The 21,606-nt window shown below is 71.3% G+C and carries 17 protein-coding genes; 9 read left to right on the plus strand and 8 right to left on the minus strand.

The window, feature by feature from the left end; genetic code table 11:
• Positions 1-28 precede the first annotated feature (28 nt).
• From IE252_RS03795 to IE252_RS03805, 3 genes are all read right to left on the minus strand, one after another.
• Positions 29-586, minus strand: coding sequence for a TetR/AcrR family transcriptional regulator (locus IE252_RS03795; RefSeq protein WP_190087768.1), 558 nt, complete (start codon positions 584-586; stop codon positions 29-31).
• Positions 587-591: 5 nt separating this feature from the next.
• Positions 592-954 carry a DUF1304 domain-containing protein gene (locus IE252_RS03800; protein ID WP_190087769.1) on the minus strand — a complete coding sequence of 121 codons (363 nt, stop codon included), beginning with the start codon at positions 952-954 and terminating at the stop codon, positions 592-594.
• Between the two features lie 85 nt (positions 955-1,039).
• Entirely contained in the window at positions 1,040-1,726 is a 687-nt protein-coding gene (locus IE252_RS03805) for a DUF4386 domain-containing protein (RefSeq protein ID WP_190087770.1), read from the minus strand.
• Between the two features lie 92 nt (positions 1,727-1,818).
• Between IE252_RS03805 and IE252_RS03810 the strand changes: the two genes are divergently transcribed.
• Complete coding sequence (locus IE252_RS03810) at positions 1,819-2,481, plus strand: TetR/AcrR family transcriptional regulator C-terminal domain-containing protein (protein ID WP_190087771.1); 663 nt, start codon at positions 1,819-1,821, stop codon at positions 2,479-2,481.
• A 16-nt stretch (positions 2,482-2,497) separates the two neighbouring features.
• Here IE252_RS03810 and IE252_RS03815 read toward each other — a convergent pair whose 3' ends face one another.
• Both IE252_RS03815 and IE252_RS03820 read right to left on the minus strand, forming a co-directional pair.
• Positions 2,498-3,292 carry an aminoglycoside phosphotransferase gene (locus IE252_RS03815; protein WP_229847937.1) on the minus strand — a complete coding sequence of 265 codons (795 nt, stop codon included), beginning with the start codon at positions 3,290-3,292 and terminating at the stop codon, positions 2,498-2,500.
• A 212-nt stretch (positions 3,293-3,504) separates the two neighbouring features.
• Positions 3,505-5,211 carry an FAD-dependent monooxygenase gene (locus IE252_RS03820; RefSeq protein WP_190087772.1) on the minus strand — a complete coding sequence of 569 codons (1,707 nt, stop codon included), beginning with the start codon at positions 5,209-5,211 and terminating at the stop codon, positions 3,505-3,507.
• Positions 5,212-5,425: 214 nt separating this feature from the next.
• Between IE252_RS03820 and IE252_RS03825 the strand changes: the two genes are divergently transcribed.
• Entirely contained in the window at positions 5,426-6,055 is a 630-nt protein-coding gene (locus IE252_RS03825; RefSeq protein ID WP_190087773.1) for a DinB family protein, read from the plus strand.
• Between the two features lie 34 nt (positions 6,056-6,089).
• Here IE252_RS03825 and IE252_RS03830 read toward each other — a convergent pair whose 3' ends face one another.
• Positions 6,090-9,896 carry an nSTAND1 domain-containing NTPase gene (locus IE252_RS03830; RefSeq protein ID WP_190087774.1) on the minus strand — a complete coding sequence of 1,269 codons (3,807 nt, stop codon included), beginning with the start codon at positions 9,894-9,896 and terminating at the stop codon, positions 6,090-6,092.
• A 376-nt stretch (positions 9,897-10,272) separates the two neighbouring features.
• Between IE252_RS03830 and IE252_RS03835 the strand changes: the two genes are divergently transcribed.
• Positions 10,273-10,944, plus strand: a complete 672-nt coding sequence (locus IE252_RS03835) for a helix-turn-helix domain-containing protein (protein ID WP_229847939.1) — start codon at positions 10,273-10,275, stop codon at positions 10,942-10,944.
• A gap of 225 nt (positions 10,945-11,169) precedes the next feature.
• On the plus strand, positions 11,170-13,398 hold the full coding sequence (locus IE252_RS03840) for an FG-GAP repeat domain-containing protein (protein WP_190087775.1): 2,229 nt from the start codon (positions 11,170-11,172) through the stop codon (positions 13,396-13,398).
• 80 nt (positions 13,399-13,478) lie between these two features.
• On the opposite strand, the gene IE252_RS03845 is transcribed toward IE252_RS03840, so the two are convergent.
• Positions 13,479-13,991, minus strand: a complete 513-nt coding sequence (locus tag IE252_RS03845) for an RICIN domain-containing protein (protein WP_190087776.1) — start codon at positions 13,989-13,991, stop codon at positions 13,479-13,481.
• A 407-nt stretch (positions 13,992-14,398) separates the two neighbouring features.
• Here IE252_RS03845 and IE252_RS03850 point away from each other — a divergent pair, with 407 nt between their 5' ends.
• From IE252_RS03850 to IE252_RS03870, 5 genes are all read left to right on the plus strand, one after another.
• Complete coding sequence (locus IE252_RS03850; RefSeq protein ID WP_229847941.1) at positions 14,399-16,690, plus strand: hypothetical protein; 2,292 nt, start codon at positions 14,399-14,401, stop codon at positions 16,688-16,690.
• A 243-nt stretch (positions 16,691-16,933) separates the two neighbouring features.
• Positions 16,934-17,137: a hypothetical protein gene (locus tag IE252_RS03855; RefSeq protein ID WP_190087777.1), complete on the plus strand. Its 204-nt coding sequence runs from the start codon at positions 16,934-16,936 to the stop codon at positions 17,135-17,137.
• A 433-nt stretch (positions 17,138-17,570) separates the two neighbouring features.
• Positions 17,571-18,989, plus strand: coding sequence for a family 2B encapsulin nanocompartment shell protein (locus tag IE252_RS03860; RefSeq protein WP_190087778.1), 1,419 nt, complete (start codon positions 17,571-17,573; stop codon positions 18,987-18,989).
• A gap of 28 nt (positions 18,990-19,017) precedes the next feature.
• Positions 19,018-20,220: a family 2 encapsulin nanocompartment cargo protein terpene cyclase gene (locus tag IE252_RS03865; RefSeq protein WP_229847943.1), complete on the plus strand. Its 1,203-nt coding sequence runs from the start codon at positions 19,018-19,020 to the stop codon at positions 20,218-20,220.
• Positions 20,221-20,291: 71 nt separating this feature from the next.
• The gene (locus IE252_RS03870) at positions 20,292-21,155 is read left to right on the plus strand and encodes a geranyl diphosphate 2-C-methyltransferase (RefSeq protein WP_190087779.1); all 864 of its coding nucleotides are present in this window, start codon (positions 20,292-20,294) and stop codon (positions 21,153-21,155) included.
• Between the two features lie 29 nt (positions 21,156-21,184).
• Here the strand turns inward: IE252_RS03870 and IE252_RS03875 are convergent.
• The coding region (locus IE252_RS03875; protein WP_506417290.1) for a polyphosphate kinase 2 family protein at positions 21,185-21,606 on the minus strand (422 nt) is incomplete at its 5' end.

The raw sequence follows: 21,606 nt of genomic DNA on the forward strand, positions 1-21,606 counted from the left end.
CCGAAGGGCGCAGGGATCCGCCAGGTCATCAGGTCAGGCGAGTGCGGTGCAGGGTCACGAGCAGGAGCCATACCCGTTGTGCGATCCCGGCGGGGGTGGCTTCGACGAGGCCGTGGAGCCAGTCGGCGAGTACTCCGGCGAAGGTCGCGGCCACGGCCGAGGCGATCAGGTCGGGCTCCGGTGCGCCGGCCAGGGTGCGTTCGGTGCGGCTGCGGTTGCGTAGGTCCTCGTGGAGGGTGCGGCCGAGTGGGCCGCCGCCGCCCGGGCGCAGCAGCTCGCGGTAGAGCCCGGCGTGCGGGGTGAGGCGGTCGAAGAAGGCGAGCAGGGCGGGCGGCGGGGTGACGGGGTCGGGTGTGCCGCGCCAGGCGTGCAGGGCGTCGACGGCCTCGCGGACGACATCGGCGCAGGCGTCGACGGCGAGCGCCTCCAGGTCGGTGTAGTGGAGGTAGAACGTGGCGCGGCCGACCTTCGCCCTGCGTACCAGCGCCGCCACGCTGACCTCCGCCAGTGGGCGACTGGAGCACTCCTCCAGCAGCGCCTGACGCAGTTTGGCCCGGGTTCGTGCCGCACGAGGGTCTTCGTGCACCACGGTCACCGCGCGAGCAGGACGGCACCGAGCGCGAGCGCGCCGGGCAGCGCCTGGGCGATCAGGATGCGGCGGTTGGCGGTGAGGCCCCCGTACAGCCCGGCGACCACCACGCAGGCGAGGAAGAAGACCTGGACCCGGAACCCGGTCGGATCCCCGGCGATCAGCCCCCAGATCAGCCCGGCCGCCAGGAAGCCGTTGTAGAGACCCTGGTTCGCGGCGAGCGGGGCGGTGGCCCGGGCCATGTCGGCGTCGAAGCCGGACAGCTCGCGGCCCGGCTTCTTCTCCCACAGGAACATCTCCAGGATCAGGATGTACGCGTGCAGTGCGGCCACCAGGCCCACCAGCACCGTTGCGGTCGTCTCCATCGGTGTATTCACCCCTCGCATCTCCTGGACAAGTGTCCAGGATACATGGACAGGTGTCCAGTAGTGGCGACGTATGTTTGCCGGATCAGTTGCTTCCTCGTGTGCGTCGGAATCCCCGGGCGATGAGCCGTACGGCCAGCGTCACCTCCCACGCGAAGACCGGGAGCGCGGCCAGCGACCCCGGCACGGAGAGCTGTGCGTACAGCCCGAACATCACGGCGGCGGCCGACGCGCAGATCAGCGGGCCGCCGACCAGGCCGAGTAGGGCGATGGGTCTGGGTACGAGCCGCGAGCGGTACATCAGCCAGGCCAATAGGGTGGTGTTCAGCCCGAGGGCGATGTTGGGGCCGAGCAGGAACGTCCAGTCGTGCACGGCCACCAGGGCCGCGTCGGCTGCGGCCGCACCGGGCCGAACCGCCTCCTGTCGCAGGGTGGTGAGGGTCAGTACGGCGACGATGCCGAGGAGGATCAGGGCGGCCTCCAGGAGGCGGGCGCAGAGGTATCCGAGTGCTATGCCCTCGCCCCACCGTTTGACGACCGGGAACAGCGTCACGCCCGTGCCCGCGACGGCGGCGACCAGGACCAGCTCGCACACCGCCCCGATCAGCGCCCGGTCGTCGGCCCCCGGCTCGCCGCCGAGCAGGGGGCGGTAGAGGAACGCCCCCGCGATGGCGGCGACTTCGGTGATGAGGAACAGCACCCCCGCGACAAGTGCCGTTCGTCTGTCCGTGTCGTCGTCCGCACTCACTGCGGCGCCTGCGTCCGAGCTCATCTTCGATCCCTCCGAGAAAAGGTGTACGGCGTACACCTTGGTGGGACCATAGGTGTACGCCGTACACTCGTCAAGGGGAAAGGGAGGCCTTGATGACGCGACTGAACCGGGAACGGGTCCTGCGCGCCGCCGTCGCGCTGGCCGACGAGAGCGGGATCGAATCGCTCAGCATGCGCAGGCTCGCGCAGGAGTTGGGCGTCGTGCCGATGGCGCTCTACAAGCACGTGGCCAACAAGGAGCAACTGCTCGACGGCATGGTGGACACGGTCGTCGGCGAGATCGATCCGCCGGAGCCCGGCTCCGACTGGAGGGGCGTGGTGCGGCAGCGGATCCTCTCCGCCCGGCGGGTCCTGCTGCGCCACCGCTGGGCGTACCGGGTCATCGAGTCGCGGACCGGCCCGACCCCGGCGGTGCTGGAGTACCTGGACTCGATGATCGGGGTGTTCCGGGACGGTGGACTCTCCGTCGACCTCACGCACCACGTGATGCACGCGATGGGGAGCCGACTGCTGGGGTTCAGCCAGGAGTTGTTCGAAGCATCAGGGGCGTCAGGGGGAGCCGAGCCCCCGGGCCCCGCGTTGGCGCAGCGCTACCCCCGCATCGCGGAACTGGCGGCGGCGGCCGCGCACGACGGGGATTCCGTGGTGGGCGGGGGTTGCGACGACCAGTTCGAGTTCGAGTTCGCGCTGGATCTGCTGCTCGACGGGTTCGAGCGGCTCCGGGTGGAGGGGTGGTCGCCGCCGGGCCGTGGTTGACCTGAGGGCGGCCGCCCTACACCCAGTACGCGGCCCATGCTCGTGCCGCCCGTGCGATGGCGGCGATCCGCGGTTCCCCCTTGGCCGCGACGTCCTCCCAGCTGTCCGCCTCCGCCGCGGTGAACACCCGCAGGGCCTCCGGCTCCGCCTTGCTCCACACGGGCACCCGGGACACCCACCGCAGGGCCTGCTCGGGGCTCTGGCCGCCGTCGGAGATCAGACGTACCCCCCACAGCGCCGCGTCCGCCCAGGCCGGGCCGAGGGCGGGCCACGCCCAGTCGACCAGGTGGGCGCCGCTGCCGTCGATGAGGACGTTCTGGGCGGCCGGATCGGTGTGCAGGAGGTTCAGGCCGAACAGGTGCCTCTGGTGGCCGGGGGCCACGTAGTAGCCCCAGCGGTCCCGGGCCGTCATCAGCGGCGTTCCCGGGGCCAGGCAGCCGCCCAGTTTGGCCAAGGCCTGGACGACGAGGTCGAGTTCGGGCGAGTCGGCGGCGTAGTCGGCCCGCTCGCCGTCGATCCCGTCGAACGCGAGCAGATGCCACCCGCTGACGTGCATCCGCCACAGGACGCGCGGCGCGCAACTCGGCAGCGCGGGGTTGATCTGTTCCTCGCGGTCGAGTTCGTCGAGCGGACCGTCGTCCGCCTGCCCCTTGACGAAGACCGTCCGGCCGTCGCCGAGGGTGAGCAGCGCGGCGGTGCCGCAGTTCGCGCCGTCCCGGGGATCCCGGGCGGCGAACCGGCTGCCCAGTCTGGTGGCGACCGCCGCCCGGACCTCGGCCGGGAGGTCCCGCCACGCGATGCGCTCGACCACGTCATGCTCCCGGGGGGGGGCGGATGCTGGGGAGGGCTCCGAGGGGTCTTGTCCGGGCCGGTGGGGCCGGGTGAACGTGGCTGCGGTGTCGGAGAGATCGGCCGCGCCGGTGGGGTGCGCGCGTGAGTCGTCATCGTCATGTCTTTGGAGCGTAGCCACCCGCGCGGTGGACGCGAGGGGCCTTCTCGAACGTGGGATGACTTGCTACGGGTTCACGCCGTGGCGGACAGCGCCGCGAGGTAATCCGTCAGGGCCGCTGCTGTACGGGCGAGGGGGAAGCGCGTGCTGAGTTGCCCGTCCGGGCGGACCACGAAGCCGGTCGGGCCGTCGGGGCGATAGAGGCGGGCGAACTCCCCGGCGGCGTCCCGGTATCCGGGGATGGCCAGAGTGCCGGCGAGCATATCGGCAGTGGCTGGTGGGGCTTCGCGGGCGAGGACGGCGATGGTGTGTGGGGCGGTCGCGGGGGCCGGGCTGCCGGGTGTGTGCGCTCTCTCGTCAGTGATCAGTGGCCCGCCCGCACCCCTGCTCGCCTCGGCGGCCCGAGCCAGGTCGACGCTGTCGGCGCCGTACAGCAGCACCGTGTGCCCGGTGCGGCCGCGCAGGATGTCGAGCAGACGCAACGGGTAGGCGGCCAGGGGAGTGGTCAGCCCGGCGCAGTCCGGGGCGCGGTCGCCGGGCTGGGGTGCGTCGGCCGGGCCGTACGGGCTGCGGGCGAGCGGGCCGTCCCGGTAGCTGACGAGCAGTTGGGCCTCGCGGAGCATCATCGTCCGGGGGCTGTCGGGGTCGGTCTCGATGCCGTGCGTGGCATGTCGGACGGTACGGCCGACGACCTCCTCGCCGATGGGGCGGCGCTCGGCGTCGTAGGTGGTGAGCAGGGCGGGCCTGGCCTCGCCCCGGATGACCAGGGCCAGTTTCCAGGCCAGGTTGCAGGCGTCCTGGATTCCGGTGTTCATGCCCTGGGCGCCGGTGGGCGGGTGGATGTGGGCGGCGTCGCCCGCGACGAAGACGCGTCCGTCGGCGTAGCGGTCGACGATGCGATGGCTGATGCGGAAGACGGAGGACCAGCGCATCTCGGAGAGGCGGGCGGGGCTGGGTGCCAGGCGGTCGACGACGTCCTGGATGTGGGCGAGCTCCGGGGTGCGGCCACCCTCAAGGCCGTGTGCGACACCGTCGCCCCGCGCCGGTGGCGCGGACAGCGTGGAGAGTTCGGGCGGCACCAGCATCGACATGCGGTAACGGCCCGCGCCGGGCAGCGGGATGCAGACCAGCAGGTCGTCGGTGGAACCGTCGTCGGCGCGGTGACTGGACCGTACGCCGTATCCGTACGGCAGGTCCCAGTCGGCCTCGACGTCGGCCAGCATGTACTCCTCCGGGAAGGCCGCACCCTCGAACGTGAGGCCCAGCCCCTTGCGGACCAGGCTGTGCGCTCCGTCGCAGCCGATCAGATAGCGGACGCGCACCTCCTCGTCGGCGCCGGAGGCGGTGCGCATGCGGGCGGTGACCCCGTCCTCGTCCTGGGTGAACGACAGGAGCTCGGTGCCGCGTTCGATGACGGTTCCCAGGGAGGCCAGGTACTCCTCAAGGAGGCGCTCGGTCTCGTACTGCGGCAGCGCGGCGAATCCGTAGGGCACCTCGGGCGGCAGCGCGAGGTCGATGCGCGCCTGCTCCCGGCCGTTGACGTACATGAGCTGGCCGCGCAGCGGAACGGCGGCCTCCAGAACGGCGCGGGCCAGGCCCATCCGGTCCCAGATCTCCAGGGTGCGCGGCTGGATCCCGACCGCCTTGGCGAACGGGAGGCGGCCCGGCAACCGGTCGACGAGACGGCAGTCCACCCCTTGGCGCCGCAGCTCGGCGGCCGCACTCAGCCCGACCGGTCCGGCGCCCGCGATCAGTACGTCAACCGTGTACGTGTGCGCCACGGGTGCCTCCCGGTGACTGCTCCGGACCTTCCTGGTACGTCCATGGTCACGCCGTGGGAGGCGAGCAGCGAGCCGGGCGTGGAGGGAAGGCCTCAGTGGGCAGGGCGGCTATCCGGCCCCACGGGCCTCAATCCTGCCCGAGTTCGGGCAAGATCTGGACTGTTTGGGCTGGTGGAGGAGATGATGTGCCGAGTCGGAATCGGGGGGACCACACATGCCGCTGAGCGGGCTGCACGTGCGCCAGGCCGTTGCCCACTGCGTCGACGTCCTCGGAGGCGTCCCGGACGCGCAGTGGGACGAGCGGGCCAGTGGTTTGGAGTGGACGTGCTGGGAGACCCTCGAACACCTCGCGGACGACCTGCTCACCTACGCGCTGCGGTTCGGCCTCGCGCAGCCCTTCGCCGTACCGCGCGTCCCGCTGCGTATTTCCAGTGACCGACCGGATGGACCGGGCAACGTCATCTTCGGGGACCGCGACGCGGGGCCCGGGGGACTGCTGACGGTCGTGGAGGCTTGCGGCGGACTGCTCGCGAGTGTTGTCGACACCAGCGAGGCAACCGCCTTGGCCCCGCACGTCTTCGGGGCCTCCGACCCGGAGGGCTTCGCGGCGATGGGTGTCGTCGAGACCCTCGTCCACACCCACGACATCGCCCAGGGCCTGGGCCACTTCCGGGAGCCCCCGCGGGATCTGACCGAGGGAGTGCTCGCGCGACTGTTTCCCGATGTCTCCGTCGTCGACTCCCCGTGGTCGACTCTTCTCTGGGCCACCGGACGCATCGAGACGCCCGATCGTCCACGCCGGACGAGCTGGCGCTGGTACGGCACACCGCGGGACGGCGGCTGACGCGGAGGCGTGGATCAGGTCGGTTGCGGTGGCCTCAGTCGGCGCACGGGGGCCGGTAGGTGATCTCGGGGAAGTAGCGTTCCCATTCGGCGCGGGTGATCGTGGGGTGGACGGTGGCGCAGACCCGTGCGGCGACCCGGTCGACGGAGGTGTCCCACAGTCGTGCCGTGTGGTCGTCGCTGCCGGTGGCCAGGGTGTGGCCGTCGGGCAGGAACACCACCGACGTGACACTGTCGGTGTGGCCGGTGAGGGTGGCCAGGAGTTTGGGGTGCCGTGGGTCGGCGATGTTCCAGACCCGGACGGTCTTGTCGTTGGCGGCGGTCGCCAGCGTGCGGCCGTCGGGGCTGAAGGCCACCGCGCGGATCTTGCCGGTGTGGCTGGTGATCGTGGCCAACTGCCGTGGTGCGGAAAGGTGGTTGATGTCGACCAGCCGTACGAGGTTGTCGTTGTCGAGGTCGTTGCTGACCGTGGCCAGGATCCGGCCGTCGGGGCTGAACGCGCCGGGCGGAACGGAGTCGGTCCTGCCGAACGGGTAGGCCAGCTCGCGCGGGTGGCGGGGGTCGCCGATGTCCCACAGGCGGGCGGTGACGCCCCGGCCACTGGCGACGCCCAGGATGCGGCTGTCGGGGCTGAAGGCCACGGTCCAGGTCATCATCTGCGGAAAGTCGTCCAGGTTGGCCACTTCCCTGGGGTTGTCGCGGGTGGTCACATCCCACAGGTTCACCTGTTGGTACGCGCCGGTGGCCAGCCATCGGCCGTCCGGGCTGAAGGCGACGGCGGCGACCTCCGAGGCGTGTGGCTCCAGCGTCTTCACGGCGTGTGGTGCACGGGGATCGACGACGTCCCACAGCCGTACGGTGTTGTCGTCGCTGGCGCTGGCGAGGGTCCGGCCGTCGGGGCTGAAGGCCACGGACCGTACGAAATTGGTGTGGCCGGTGAGAGTCGCGAGCGGGCGTCGGACGCGGGGGTCGCCGACGTCCCACAGCCGTACGGTGTCGTCCCAGCCGGCCGTGGCCAGGATGTGGCCGCGCGGGCTGAGGGCCACCGAGGGAACGACGTTGCCGTGGCCGACGAGCGGGAGTTCGCGCAGGTCGACGAGGCGCGCGGTGTGGTCGACGTCGGTTGTGACGAGGGCGTGGCCGTCGGGGGTGAAGGCGGCCGCGTAGAACCCGGGAACGGTGGTCATGTGGACCGGACGGCGGGGGTCGGAGACGTCCCAGAGCCGGGCGCCGTCACCGGACGAGACGAGGCTGCGGCCGTCGGGGCTGAAGGCCACCGCCCACACGATGGCGGTGTGGTCCGTCAAAGTGGCCAGTGGGTGCGGGGAGTCGGGACGGCTCAGGTCCCACAGTCGTACGGTGTGGTCCCAGGCAGCGGTCGCCACGGTGTGACCGTCGGGGCTGAACACCGCCGAACCGACGCCGCCGGTGTGCCCGGTGAGGAAGGCGATGGTGCGTGGGGTGCGCGGATCGCTGATGTCCCACACCCGGGGAGTGGGGCCGGAGGCGCTGATCAGTGTGCGGCCGTCCGGGCTGAAGACCACTGTGCCCAGCTGTGCCGCGTGCCCGGTCAGCGTGGACAGGAGCCGGGGTCGCCGGGGCTCGGTCACATCCCACAGGCGTACGGTGTGGTCGCTGCTCGCGGTGGCCAGGGTGCGGCCGTCCGGGCTGAACGCGAGCGCCTTGACGGTGTCGGTGTGGCCGCTCAGGACGGCCAGTTCCCGTCGTTGGCGCACATCGGAGGCGTCCCACAGCCGGGCGGTGTGCCCGCTGGCGGTGGCAAGGACGTGGCCGCCAGGGGCGAAGGCGACCGCCTTGACCTCCTCGGCCTGCTCGAGGACGGTCAGTTGCCGGGGTCGGTGCTCGTCGGTGATGTCCCACAGCCGCGCGGTGCGGTCCGCGCTGCCGGTGATCGCGGTGCGGCCGTCCGGGCTGATGGCCAGGGCGAACACGTCGGACGTGTGGCCGACCAGACGGCTGGCGTAGGGGAGGACGAACGAGCCGAGGAGGGTGTCCCTGGTCTCGGCGGTCGGCGCCAGACGATAGGCGGCCAGGCTCAGTTGGAGGGACAGGGCGGGGTTGGTGGCCCGCATCGCGGCTGCCTCACCGGCGGCTCTGCGCGCGACCGCGATGTTGCGCTGCTTCTTGGCCTGGTGCTCGGCGTCCATCGCATAGCCCACCGAGACGGACGCGATCAGGAGCAGGACGGTGAGAAGGCCGACCAACTGGCGCAGCCGCCGCGTCCGGCGCCGGGTCGCCTGCTGCTCGGCGGCCTCCGCGGCCGAGCTCGCCCGCAGGAACCGCTCCTCGCGTTCGGACAGGGCATCGCGGTGGACGGCGGCCCATTCGCCGACCAGGGCGAGGCGTGTGCCGCGGAACAGGGTGCCGGGATCGTGCTGGAGGGCTTCCCAGGCGTCGGCGGCTTCGGCGAGCTGGTCGAGTGCGCGCAGCCCTTGGCGGTCCTCCGCGAGCCAGTCCCGCAGCCGGGGCCAGGCGCGCAGCAGCGCCTCGTGCGTGATCTCGACGGTGGTGTCGTCCAGGGTCAGCAGCCGGGCCGCCGCCAGCGCCTCCACGATGTCCGGGGCCCGGCCGCCGGACTGGTCCACCAGCCGGTCGCGGTCGACGCGGCGCCGTGTGTCGGTGCCGTCCTCGCCGACGCGTATCAGGCGCAGCAGCAGTTGGCGGGCCGCTTGCCGGGCGGCGGGATCAAGCCGGGTGTAGACGCGCTCGGCGGTCGTGGCCACGGCGCCGTGGATACCTCCGGTGAGCTGGTAGCCGGCCACGGTCAGGTGGGAGTCGGTGCGTTGCTGCCAGGTGGACAGGAGCGCGTGGGACAGCAGGGGCAGCGCGCCCGGGTCGTACGTCGTGTGGTGGCCGGTGCCGGGCGCCACGCCGAGGTCCCGCAGCAGGAGTTCGGTCAGTCCGGGCTCCAGGGCGAGCCGGGCGGCCAGTGCCGGGGCGGTGATCGCCTCGACGAGCTCCTCCCGGCTCATCGCGCCCACCGCGAACTGGTTGTCCTGGGCCGCCCGCAGCAGCTCGGGATGGTCCAGGCACCGGCTGTAGAAGTCGGCCCGTATCCCGAGCACCACCACGGCGGCCGCGATGCCGTCCGGGCCGGGTCGGGCGGCGTCGCAGACGGCCGTGATGAACGCCCGGCGCTCGGCTTCGTCGTCGCAGACGGCGAAGACCTCTTCGAACTGGTCCACGACCAGGAGGAGTCGTCGGCCCGCGAGCGCGGTCCGCAGTGCGGCACTCAGGCCTCCTGTGTCGATCTCCTTCCGTAACCGCTCGGCGGGTACCTTCAGCAACTCGGCCACCGTTTCGGCGAGCGCGTTCACCGGGTGTGCCGTCGGGGTCATCACCAGCATCGGCCAGGCAGCGGCGCCCGGGGCCGGGAGGGCGCCGCGGGCGACCGCCGGGACGAGCCCGGCGCGCAGCAGCGAGGACTTGCCGGCCCCCGACGCGCCGAACACCGCCAGGGGAAGGGAACCGGACACGCAGTCGGTGACCCGGCCGACCAGATCCGCCGTCATCCGCGCGCGCCCGAAGAACCACTCGGCGTCCTCCGGTTCGAACGCCGCCAGACCCCGGTACGGACACGCGGGCTCCTCGCGGGCCTCGGCGAGCGCGAGCAAGGCGCCGTCGGCGCCGAGCGCGGTGTCGAGTCGGCGGGCCAGCGCGGGTGAGGCGGGCTTGCGGGCGTTTTCGAGGTTGCTCAGATACCCCTTGCTGTAGTGGGTCAGCGCGGCCAGCTCGGCGAGCGACAGCCCCCGATCCTCGCGCAGACGGCGTAACTCCGCCCCGAAACCCGAACCGGCACCCACCTGGTTCCCCCAGCTCAACGGCCGTATCCCGCATCCCGCTCGGCAAAGGATACGGGCGACGTCTTCCGGTGACGCGTGGTGTCTGCGCCAGACTCGCAGTCTCGAACCCGCCGCGCGCGATCCCGGTCGAGAGGGGGCGGCGGGGGTTCGGGCACCGATCGGCGTGACACGTACTCACTCCCGCCACCACCCTGGAGTCTCGATGGAGCTCGCCGGCGACATGCCCGCGCCCGCAAATGCCGCAAATACCTCAAGTTCCTCAAGTTCCTCAAGACGAAGCACAGTTCGTCCGGAAGATCGCCGAGAGAGCGGGAGCGAACCGGGCCCCGACGCGCCCCGGCACACCACGTCGAAGGCCTCGCCCGGACGCGGCGTCCTGGAAGGGGCCTTCCTGTTGCTGGAGGAGCTGGCCCGGGTGGACGAGGCCGGGCTGACCGAGCTCGCGGCCGGTGCGGGGTTGCCCAAGGCGACCGCGCACCGCCTGCTGGAGCAACTTGCCGCGGTCGGCGGGGTGGAGCGCCGCGCGGGCCGCTACCGCATGGGGGCGACGATGGTACGCCTGGGGTACTCCTGGACACCCCACCGCAGGCTGGGCCAGGCCGCCTCCCTGCCCCTGCGGCACCTCGCGGCGTCGACCGGAGCCGCCGTCGCCGTCGCGGCCCCCGTCCGCGGCCGGATGATGATCCTCAAAGGGCTGCCCGGAGCGGCGGACGCGGTCCTGCCCCACCGGCCGGGGGTGTTCCTGCCGCCCGGCAACGCCGCCGAGGTCGTCATGGCGGCCGCCGAGCGCGCCACCGAGCCGCCTCCCGGACAGGCCGCGTCGCGGTGGATGGAACGTCTGCGCGCGGCCCGCGAGCACGGCATGGCCGTCCACCGCTGGGAAGGCGACATGGTGATCTCCTGTGTGGCCGCCCCCGTCCGCACCCGTACTGGCAAGGTCGTCGCCGTCATCGGCGCCGCCGTCCACGACAGCCGCCGACTCGCCGCCGCCACGGCCGCGACCCGGCAGGCGGCCCGGTTGGCCAGCGCGAACCTGGCACGGCTGCCTCATACCGCGCGGTCGTGAATCGGGGAGCGCGCGAATCCCTTGAGGGTGGGCTTGTGCTGCCGAGCTGCCGAGCTGCCGGGCGGAGGAAGGGCGCCTGCACCCGCCCCCTGCCCTGGGGCCCCGTAAGACCCCGGCACCCAGAGAAAACACGAGTAACCCGTACAACCACCGCCCCTCATCGCAAGTCTGATCGAGCGGCGTGCACCGATGTGTGTGCCGCTCGGCTCATCAGGAGGGACTTCCTTGGTTTCCGCACGCACCACCCGACGCCGTCTCGGCGCCTCCGTCGCGACCGTTCTCGCCGCGACGGTCGGCGCCGGCGTCCTGGCCTCGCCCGGCGCCGTGGCCGCTCCCGCCGCCGCGACCAGGGCCACCGCCGACGCCGCCGACGAGGCGCACCTGCCCGTCGGCGCCGAGATCGTCAGCACCGGCGACACCGGATACCTCACGTCCCGTACGGACGATTCGGGCAACGCGGTCCTGGAGTGGCACAAGTACGCCGACGGCTCGGTGCTGCCGATCAACACGGGCACCGTGGGTCACGACAGCGGCTCCGACACCGTCGTGACCAGCGACGGCGGCAGCACGGTCTTCCTGCGGGACATGAAGGCGAACGGCAGCTGGTCCACGTCCTTCAACCTCGCGTCCGTGTTCAAGCCCGGGGCGAAGCTCGTGGGCGTGGTGGGCGAGAACCTCTTCGTGAGCGTGCCGACCACGGGCGACTACCACGAGCTGTGGCAGCTCGCCCAGGTCAACGGGGTCACCAGCAAGACGAAGCTCACCTCCAACACCTACGGAGTGGATTACAAGGTCGTCGCCTCCACCGGCTACGACATGCTCGTCCTGGGCAGCGCCCGAGTCTTCTCCGGACCCACCTACCGGACCGAGTACTGGAAGGCGCTCACCAACGTCAACAACCACTCGGTCATCGACTGGGGCGGCACGGAGAGCACCGGGGCGTGGACCCAGGACTCCACGGGTGCCTACACCGCCGACTACAAGGCGTGGGCCGAGGCCGCGGCCGGACGCACCGAGCTCGTCGTGGCCGCGCGCGGCACCCGTAAGAAGTTCGCCATGGACAGCTCCATGAGCGGCGCCGTCATCGCGGGCATCCAAGGGAACACGCTGCTCTACGGAGTCCCGGGCAAGGCCGCCGACGAGGCGCGGAGCCCGTTGTACGCCCGGAGTGTCACCGCCGACACCGCGCCGTACAAGCTCCTGGAGCACTTCTCCAGCGTGGCCCACGCACCGGACGGCAGCCTGCTCGTGCGCGGTGCCACGGCCGACGCCGACGGGCTGTTCCGGATCCACGACGGGGGCAGCGGTACCCCGGCTGTCACGCTCGTGGCGAACACCGGCCGGGACCTGGGTATCAAGGTGACCGAGTCGAAGGTCCCCACCGCGGTGGACCTGGAGAAGCCGGGAACCACGGTCCCGATGGAGTGGACGCTGTCGCGCGCGAACGCGACCGTCGACCTCACCCTCACACACGCGGCCACCGGCAAGAAGCTCACCAGGCACCTGTCCCAGCCGGTCTCCGACAGCCGTTTCGCCTTCGCCTGGGACGGCGTCCTGGACGGCATCAGCGCGCCCAACGGCGTCTACACCTGGCAGATCACCGCCACGGCGGCCAACGGCGCCGGCGCTCCGGCGATCGCGTCGGGGAGCATCCAGGTCGCGCGTCTGGCCAACCCGCACGACTTCAACGACAACGGCTCGACGGACGTCCTCGCGCGGGACGCCTCGGGCGCGCTGTGGCGGGACGACCTCTTCGACTGGCCGTCGGGCAGCCAGGTCACTCCCGCCAAGCGGACGAAGGTCGGTTCCGGTTGGCAGGTGTACAACCAGATCGAGGCCGCGGGCAACCTCGCAGGTGCCCCGGCGGGTGACCTGATCGCCCGTGACGCGTCGGGCGTCCTGTGGCTCTACCAGGGCGACGGCGCGGGCAACTTCACCGCCCGCGTCAAGGTCGGCGCCGGTTGGCAGATCTACAACAAGCTCGCCGGTGGCAGCGATCTCACCGGTGACGGACGCCCCGACCTCCTCGCCACCGACACCTCCGGCGTTCTGTGGCTCTACAAGGGCACCGGCAGCGCGTCGGCCCCCTTCGCGACCCGCACCCGGGTGGGCGGCGGTTGGCAGATCTACAACCAGATCACCGCCGTCGGCAACATCGCGGGCGGCCCGGCGGGCGACCTCGTGGCCCGTGACGCGTCGGGCGTCCTGTGGCTCTACCAGGGCAACGGCACGGGCAACTTCACCTCCCGCGTCAGGATCGGGGGCGGCTGGAACGCCTTCTCCCAGCTCGTCGGCGCCGGAGACGTCACCGGCGACGGACGCCCCGACCTGATCGCGTACGGCCCGAACGGCACGTACGTCTACCAGTCGACCGGCTCGACGACGGCCCTGTTCAGTCGGCAGACGACCGGTCTGTACACGGGCGAGGGCAGCAAGTTCAACGCCATCGGCTAGGGCTTGGCACTGCATGGGAGTCGAGTGGCCGTCCGCCGAGCCTTCGCGTCGGCGGACGGCACCGGCCGCCGCGTGGACGGTCACCCGTGCCAGAGCTGGGTGGCGCCTCCGTAGCAGTCCCACTGGTTCACGACGGTGCCGTTGTCGTGGCTCCACACGGCGTCCAGACACTTCCCGCTGTCCACGTTGACGACCTCCCACCCGTTGTTGACCCATCGCAGCGACCACAGCTGGGTCGCGCCCCCGTAGCAGTCCCACTGCGTGACGGCGGTGCCGTTGGTGTGACTCCATACGGCGTCCAGGCACTTGCCGCTGTCGGCGTTCACGATCTCCTGGCCGTTCCAGCTCCACTGCTGGGTGGCGCCGCCGTAGCACTCCCACTGGGTCACCTTGGTGCCGTTGGTGTGGCTCCACACCGCGTCCAGGCACTTGCCGCTGTCGGCGTTGACGAAGTATCCACCGGCCGCCGCGAGAGCCGGGGCGCCGGGCTTGGTCTGTGCCTCGGCCGGGGCCGCCGTGACGAGACCGGCCGCGATGAGGGTGGCCGCGCCGACCGCGAGAGTAGCCAGGTGCTTTACGTGGTTTCGCGCCATGATGGGTGCTCCTTCGCTGATGCCCGGTGTCGAGGCCGCTCACGTTGATCGGCCCAGTGGTGACCTTCTGGTATCCCTGGCCGCCGAGCCAGGCGTACGTCCCGGTGAGCAGACGCCACCCGTCGAACGGATGCGGGGCAGGCCCGAGAGTGCCGCAGGGGGAGCGAGCACACCAGGAATCAGTCCGCTGAGCGGAACGCCGCGGGTCCGGTGAGTCCGGCCCGGTCGCCGTGGGCGAAGACGTGGGGGCAGCTCCACGGCCCACACTTGCAAGATGTTGAAAACCAGCCAATCGGCGGCGACTTGATCATATTCTTTCCCCGGCTTGCAAGATCATCTGGCCTGTGCGTGTCCGGTGGACGGCACCACCCATGCCGCCGCCGGTCCGTCAACGAGGGGGTAGACCAATGTTCGTCCCGAGAAAGCGCCCGGGGTACGGAAGACGCGGCGCGGCTCTCGCGTTAGGGGCTCTCGCGCTCGCATCGAGCGTGGCCCTGGCCGCACCGGTGGCCGCTCAGGCGGCCGACTCCGGCGGGGTCCTCATACCGGCGCCCGACGCCTACACCGACCTCGCCGACACGCTCCTCTCCACCAGCAACAACGGGGTGCTGCACCAGGAGGAGGGCTCCGCGAGCTATCTGTGGACCAATACCTACAACCGCCGGACCGTCCCCGTGACGGCGCTGGACGGCGTGCCCAGGGAAGCGATCTTCACGCAGCACGACGAGTACGACCGGGCGGCGTACGCCACCACGGTGGACGGCACCACCACCATCACGCTGGTCGACGTCGAGAAGAACACGAAGACGGACCTGACCCTGCCGCAGGGCTACGCCCATCCGCGGATCTCCGGCGGCTTCGTCCTCGCCACCCGGGCGACGGGGGACGGCGGGCACGACCTGCGGGTGCTGCGGCCCAGCGGCACGAGCACGCCGTACGACGTCGCCGTACGCCTGCCGGCGGGAGCCACCGCCGAGGCCGAGCCGGTGCTGTACGGCGGCGAGTACTCCTCGCTGGTCATCCGCTACCGCATCGGATCGACGTACGGCTATGGCGTCCTCAACGGCATCTCCGGCACTGTCAGCGCGCTGCCGGTCACCGGCGAGGCGAGCAGCTTCCGTATCACCCGCGACGTGGTCACCTGGTTCACGCGGCAGGGCGGGCAGGGGGTGCGGGTGCTGTCGCGCGACAGGCCCGGCGGCACGCCCAAGGTCGTGGCGCTGGCGCCGAAGTCCGCCGACAGCGAGGTCACCGCGTACGTCGTGGGCCGGAACGTCCTGTGGACGGAGGGGCGCAAGGGGGCGCTGAACCTGACGCCGATCGACGGCGCGGAGACCTCCCGCGTACTGCTCACGGAGTTCGAGCAGGGCCTCGAGCGGTCCGACAGCATGCTCACCGCGCTCGGCCGCACCTCGGACGGCACCCGCGCCGTCCACCTGTTCACGGTGGACGGCAGCGGACTCGTCTTCGACCTGCCGCTGCGCGTGCTGAAGCCCGTCAAGAAGGCGGACGGCTCGGTGCGGGCGCTCGGCCTGGACCGGGGAACCGTCCGCTTCGCCGACGCGCTGCCGGACGCGGTGAGGCTGTACGGCAAGGACGTCGGCACCGGCCTCGACCCCGTCGCCGGAACGGATCTGCCGGTCTTCGACGACGCCGCGCCGGGACGGTTCGCCGACGGCGGCGACGAGGGGCTGGCCCGGCTGGTCACGGATCCGGACACTGGCAAGGACGTCCTGGTGACCGGCGACGACCCCGCCAAGTCCGGCGACCGTCTGCCGCTGCCCGCCGCAGGCGGCCGTATCGTGGACGTCTCGCCCGAGTTCCTGCTCTACCGGGCGCCCGGCGCCGACGGCAGGAACTACGTCGTCGACACCGCCCGCGACAAGATCGTCCAGGAACAGCCCGCGCAGGCGGCCGCCCTGGACCACTCCACGCTCTGGACCGCGCAGCCCAACGGCTCCGGCACGCTGATCGCCACCGATCTGCGCACCGGCGCGGAACGCGGCGCCGTCGCACTCCAGGCGGGCTGCGTCCCCGACGAGCTCCAGTCCAACGGGAAGCTCATCTACTGGAGTTGCACCGGCCAGGACCGGGCGGGGGTGTACGACGCGGCGGCCGACCTCGCCTACCCCGCGCCGGCCCATGACGTGCTGCTCGGCGACGGTTTCCTCGCCCAGCGCGTGGCGGGCGCCGACACCGTCCGCCTCACCGGGCTGAACGACGACGGCACCACCGCCGACCTGGGCGCCGTCAGCGGCGTCAAGGACACCGCGACGGCCGACAGCCGCGGCGTGACCTGGACCGTCGACCGGCACGCGGGCAAGATCGCCTTCGTCGACAAGGACGACACCGTCCACGTCACCACGGTCCAGCGTGCCGCCTCGGCGCTGACGGTCGCCGACAGCACCGTCCCGGCGGCCTTCCGGCCCGGCGACGGCGCGGTCTGGCAGGCCCGGTGGTGGCTGTCCAAGCCCGCCGCCTCCTGGAAGCTGACCCTGCGCAGCCGGGACACGGGCGCCGTCGTCCGTACCTGGACCGGCACCGCGACGCGCGGCACCGTACCGGTCTCGTGGAACCGTGGCATCGCGGACGGCACCGCGGCCGCCGGTGGCTACACCTGGTCCCTGATCGCGGTACCCGCCGACGGCCAGGGACCCTCGCTCCGGGCGTCCGGGGCACTGGATCTCACGGGCTCGTAACCCGTCGGGCCGGGGAGGGGCCGGGGGCCGCGGTCCTCCCGGCCCCTCCCGTGCCGAGGGCGCCTGCGCGACAGCAGAAGCAGCATGCTGGCGGCGGTATGAGGACCGCCGTATACCCATCCAGTGGGGGTGTGGCTCCGTGATGGGTATTGCATGCTGGACAGGTGGAAGTTTCACTGGGGACGTTCGGAAGGGAGGGCGTAGTGTGCTCCCAGGAGAACGGAGATGGTCATGTGTCCTTCCATGACACCAGAGGCCTCGGGGAGCCGTGGTCTTCCTGCGGCTGCCGGTGAGAACGCGCGCACCGAGGCACTGGACGGACGGCGGCTTGAGCAGCTGATCGACGAACTGCGTGCGCGCCAGCAGCACCTTCCGGGACTGGCCGAGCAGCGGCACCAGTTCCTCGACATCGACCCTGACCTGGCGGGACGCAGCTACGTGCCGTAGCCGGAAAACCAGAAAAGGCGACCGCCGCAGGGCCACCCGTCGCAGACGACGGGCCGGTGGCCGCCGTGCTCCCCGCAGATCGTATCGGGCCACGTGCGGGCCTTCCGGGCGACGCCGAGTGTGTATTATCAGCCACCTCGCCGACCGGGCCTGTCGCCCTCCTCGGCCTCGCCCCTCACCCGTGTCAGCTTGATCAAAGTATCGGCTAATGCCATGTAACGGACGCACTGGTCGTCCCTGTCGGTGATGCCGACGCGCGGCTGACCCTGCGGCATACATCTCGTCGGTGGCGTAAATACGTCGGTATGTCGGCAGCCGTGTCGACCAACATCATTACCCGCTGGTTCACTTGCGCACCGGGAGCCTCTCTCGCCCGATCGGGTAACTCTGGAGGCTCCTTCTTGACGCATGCGCCCCAATCGGAGGGATCAGGATGTCGACCGCCGCGTATCCGCACCTGCACGAGGAGCCGACCGGGCGGGCACAGCTCAGCCTGGGGATCGCCGCCGCGCGGAACCTGACGACCACTACCAAGAGCGTCCCGCAGATGCAGGGCCTCAGCTCGCGGTGGCTGCTGCGCATGCTGCCCTGGGTGGAGGTGAAGGGCGGCACGTACCGGGTCAACCGGCGTCTGGTGTACGAGGTCGGCGACGGCCGGGTCACCTTCGTCCAGGAGGGAAGCGCGGTCCGCGTCATCCCCGCCGAGCTGGGAGAACTTCCGCTGCTGCGCGGGTTCGAGGACGAAGCGGCGCTGCGGGCGCTCGCCGAGCGGTGCGTCCAGCAGCAGTACGGCCCCGGCCAGTTGATCGCGGAACAGGGCGGGTCCGTCGACCACGTCTATCTGATCGTGCACGGCAAGGTCGAGAAGGTCGGCACCGGAAGCTACGGGGAGGAGACCCGCCGGGGTGTGCTCTCCGACGGCGGGTTCTTCGGCGGGCAGGCGGTGTCCGAGGAGCCGGGGGAGTGGGGCTTCACGGCTCGCGCGACGACCGCGTGCACGGTGCTGGCCCTGCCCCGTGCCGCGTACGAGGAAGTCGCCGACCGTAACGGCCGGTTGCGCGAGCACGTCCGCGAGCGCGAGGCCGAGAAGACGCTGCCGCGGAACAAGAAGGGTGAGGCGAACATCGCCCTCGCCTCCGGCCACACCGGCGAGCCGGTGATCCCGGGGACCTTCGTCGACTACGAACTCGACCCGCGCGAGTACGAGTTGAGCGTCGCCCAGACGGTCCTGCGCGTGCACAGCCGCGTCGCCGACCTCTACAACGACCCGATGGACCAGGTCGAGCAGCAGCTGCGGCTGACCATCGAGGCCCTGCGCGAACGCCAGGAGTCCGAGCTGGTCAACAACCCCGAGTTCGGGCTGTTGCACAACGCCGACTACAGCCAGCGCATCTCCACCCACTCCGGCCCGCCCACTCCGGACGACATGGACGAGCTGCTGGCCATGCGGCGCGGGACCAAGGCGTTCTTCGCGCACCCCCGGGCCATCTCCGCCTTCGGCCGCGAGTGCAACAAGCGGGGCCTGTCCTTCGACACCGCCGACATGAACGGCCACCCGGTGCCCGCCTGGCGCGGCGTGCCGATCCTGCCCTGCGGCAAGATACCCGTCTCGGACGAGGGAACCTCCGCCATCCTCGCGATGCGCCTGGGAGAGGCCGAGGGAGGGGTGGTGGGTCTGCGGCAGACGGGCATCCCGGACGAGTACGAGCCCGGCCTCAACGTGCGGTTCATGGGCATCAACGACCAGGCCCTGATCTCCTACCTGGTCAGCACCTACTACTCGGCGGCCGTTCTGGTGCCCGACGCGCTCGGCGTTCTGGAGAACGTCGAGGTCTTCCACAGCCCGTCCTGACCCCAGCGGCGCGAACGGAGAAGAACCGGTGTCCCAGCTGTCCCGGATGACCGCGCCCGCGGCTCACCACCAAGTGGCGCGACTCGTGGCCACGCTCCTCACCCACAGCCAGAAGAACCGCCTTCCGGCGCCGAAGGCACTGCCGGGATCCACCTTTCGACCGGTGGGCGTCGGCGTGCCCACCGGGCCGACCGGCCTGGGTACCTCCGCCGCCCGCATCGCGGCCCGCACACCGGCCGGCGACGCTCCGGGCAGCGAGGCCGAGCGCGGCAGCGGTGTCCCCGAGCTGTACTGCCCGCCCGCCATACGGGACGATCCGGCGCTCGGCCGGGAGGTCAACGACCGGCTGGTGGAGTGGGCCGAGGGGGTCGGCCTCTACGCCGGACGCCTGGAACGCGTACGCGCGGCCGACTTCGGGCGGCTGATGATGCTGGCCCACCCCGACAGCGACGACCCGGACCGGCTGCTGGCCGCGGCGAAGTGCGCGCTGGCGGAGTGGGCCACCGACGACTACTACTGCGACGACGAGACGATGGGGTCGCGGCCCGAACTCCTCGGCTCGCACCTCGGTCTCGCCTACGCGGCGCTCGACCCCGCCCACCTCCCGGCGGCTCACGCGTCCGCCTGGGAGAAGGAGATGGACGAGGACCCCGTACGGGTGGCCCTGCGCTCGGGTCTTCGGGACCTGGCCACCTATGCCGACTCCTCCCAGGTGGCCCGGCTGCGCCATGAAGTCGCCGTGCTCTTCGTGGGGTACGGACAGGAGGGGTCCTGGCGCTCTCGCGGGTACATGCCCTCCGTCCGCGAATATCTGGCACACCGTCAGATCAACAGCTTCCTGCCCTGCATCGCCCTCGTCGACGTGGTCGGGGGCCATCCGCTGACCGCCTCCGAGTACGCGGAGCCGCGGGTCCGGCGCGCGGTGACGATGGCCGCCACGGCCAGCACGCTCGTCAACGACCTGTACTCGATGGCCAAGGAGCACGACTCCTCCGGCGTGGAGTTCAACCTGCCCACCGTGATCGCCGAGGAGGAGCGGTGCTCACCGCGCGAGGCGATCGAGCGGAGCGTGGAGATCCACGACGAGCTGGTGCGCACCTTCGAGACGGAAGCCGCCGCCCTCGCCCTCACCGGATCGCCCCAGCTGTGCCGCTTCCTCGCCGGGGTCTGGGCCTGGCTGGGCGGCAATCGTGAATGGCACAGCGGCAGCCTCCGCTACAACGAAGCCTGAGCACACCGCTCTCCCCTCTATCTCGGTAACCACCCACGCGGTCATACCCGCATGCACCAAGGAGCCCCCCTATGACGAGCACGCCCACCTCCTCCACGGCCCCGGTGCTGCGCACGGCCTACCAGAAGTCCGTCGCGGAGTACTGGAACAACGAGAAGGACCCGGTCAACCTGAGCCTGGGCGACGTCGACGGCCTCTACCACCACCACTACGGGATCGGCGAGTACGACCCGTCCGTACTGGAAGGCCCGCAGGAGACCCGCGACGCGCGGATCATCGAGGAGCTGCACCGGCTGGAGTCGGCCCAGGCGGACGTCCTCCTCGACCACCTCGGCCCCATCGCCCCCGAGCACCGCCTCCTCGACGCGGGCTGCGGCCGGGGCGGCAGCAGCATCATGGCCAACGCACGCTTCGGCTGCCAGGTGGACGGCGTGTCCATCTCCCAGCAGCAGGTCGACTTCGCCAACGGCCAGGCCCGCAAGCGCGGTGTGGACGACAAGGTGGGCTACCACTTCCGCAACATGCTGGACACCGGCTTCCCGACCGGCGCCTTCCAGGGCATCTGGAACAACGAGTCCACCATGTACGTGGACCTGTTCGACCTCTTCGCCGAGCACGCGCGCCAGCTGGCCTTCGGTGGCCGCTACGTCGTCATCACCGGCTGCTACAACGACGTGACCGGCGGCCGCTCCAAGGCGGTCAGCCGGATCGACGAGCACTACACCTGCAACATCCACCCCCGCAGCGCCTACTTCAAGGCCATGGCGGCCAACGGCCTCGTCCCGATGAACGTCGTCGACCTCACGGCCGCGACGATCCCGTACTGGGAGCTGCGCGCCCAGTCCTCCCTGGCCACCGGGGTGGAGGACCCGTTCCTGACCGCGTACCGGGAGGGCAGCTTCCACTACCTCCTCATCGCCGCCGACCGCGTCTGACGGCCGGGGTCGCGACGGCGGTCGTCCGCTCAGCGGCCCCCGCGGAGCAGCGTCGCCGCGTGGTCCGGTACGTAGGACTGGAGATTGCGCGGCGGGCGCTGGTACGAGGTGGCGGGCGGGCGTTCGGGCAGGGACAGCGGGGTGCGGGGGACCTCGTGGTAGGGCACCGCGGCCAGCAGATGGGCGATCGTGTTGAGCCGTGCCTTGCGCTTGTCGTCGCTCTCGACGACGTGCCAGGGGGCCTCGCGGATGTCGGTGTGCTGGAACATCTCGTCCTTCGCCCGGGAGTAGGCTTCCCAGCGGGTGATGGACTCCAGGTCCATGGGGGAGAGCTTCCAGCGGCGTGCGGGGTCCTCGAGGCGGCGGTGGAAGCGCTGTTCCTGCACGGCGTCGCTCACCGAGAACCAGTACTTGAGCAGCAGGATGCCGTCCTCCACGAGCATCCGCTCGA

It is taken from the genome of Streptomyces melanogenes, from assembly GCF_014649795.1.
Lineage (GTDB): Bacteria > Actinomycetota > Actinomycetes > Streptomycetales > Streptomycetaceae > Streptomyces > Streptomyces noboritoensis.

Excerpts from the sequence above, each read along its gene's own strand:
- IE252_RS03800 (WP_190087769.1), bottom strand. The coding sequence starts at position 954 with ATGGAGACGACCGCAACGGTGCTGGTGGGCCTGGTGGCCGCACTGCAC.
- IE252_RS03805 (WP_190087770.1), bottom strand. The coding sequence starts at position 1,726 with ATGAGCTCGGACGCAGGCGCCGCAGTGAGTGCGGACGACGACACGGAC.
- IE252_RS03810 (WP_190087771.1), top strand. The coding sequence starts at position 1,819 with ATGACGCGACTGAACCGGGAACGGGTCCTGCGCGCCGCCGTCGCGCTG.
- IE252_RS03825 (WP_190087773.1), top strand. The coding sequence starts at position 5,426 with ATGCCGCTGAGCGGGCTGCACGTGCGCCAGGCCGTTGCCCACTGCGTC.
- IE252_RS03845 (WP_190087776.1), bottom strand. The coding sequence starts at position 13,991 with ATGGCGCGAAACCACGTAAAGCACCTGGCTACTCTCGCGGTCGGCGCG.
- IE252_RS03850 (WP_229847941.1), top strand. The coding sequence starts at position 14,399 with ATGTTCGTCCCGAGAAAGCGCCCGGGGTACGGAAGACGCGGCGCGGCT.
- IE252_RS03855 (WP_190087777.1), top strand. The coding sequence starts at position 16,934 with ATGACACCAGAGGCCTCGGGGAGCCGTGGTCTTCCTGCGGCTGCCGGT.
- IE252_RS03860 (WP_190087778.1), top strand. The coding sequence starts at position 17,571 with ATGTCGACCGCCGCGTATCCGCACCTGCACGAGGAGCCGACCGGGCGG.
- IE252_RS03870 (WP_190087779.1), top strand. The coding sequence starts at position 20,292 with ATGACGAGCACGCCCACCTCCTCCACGGCCCCGGTGCTGCGCACGGCC.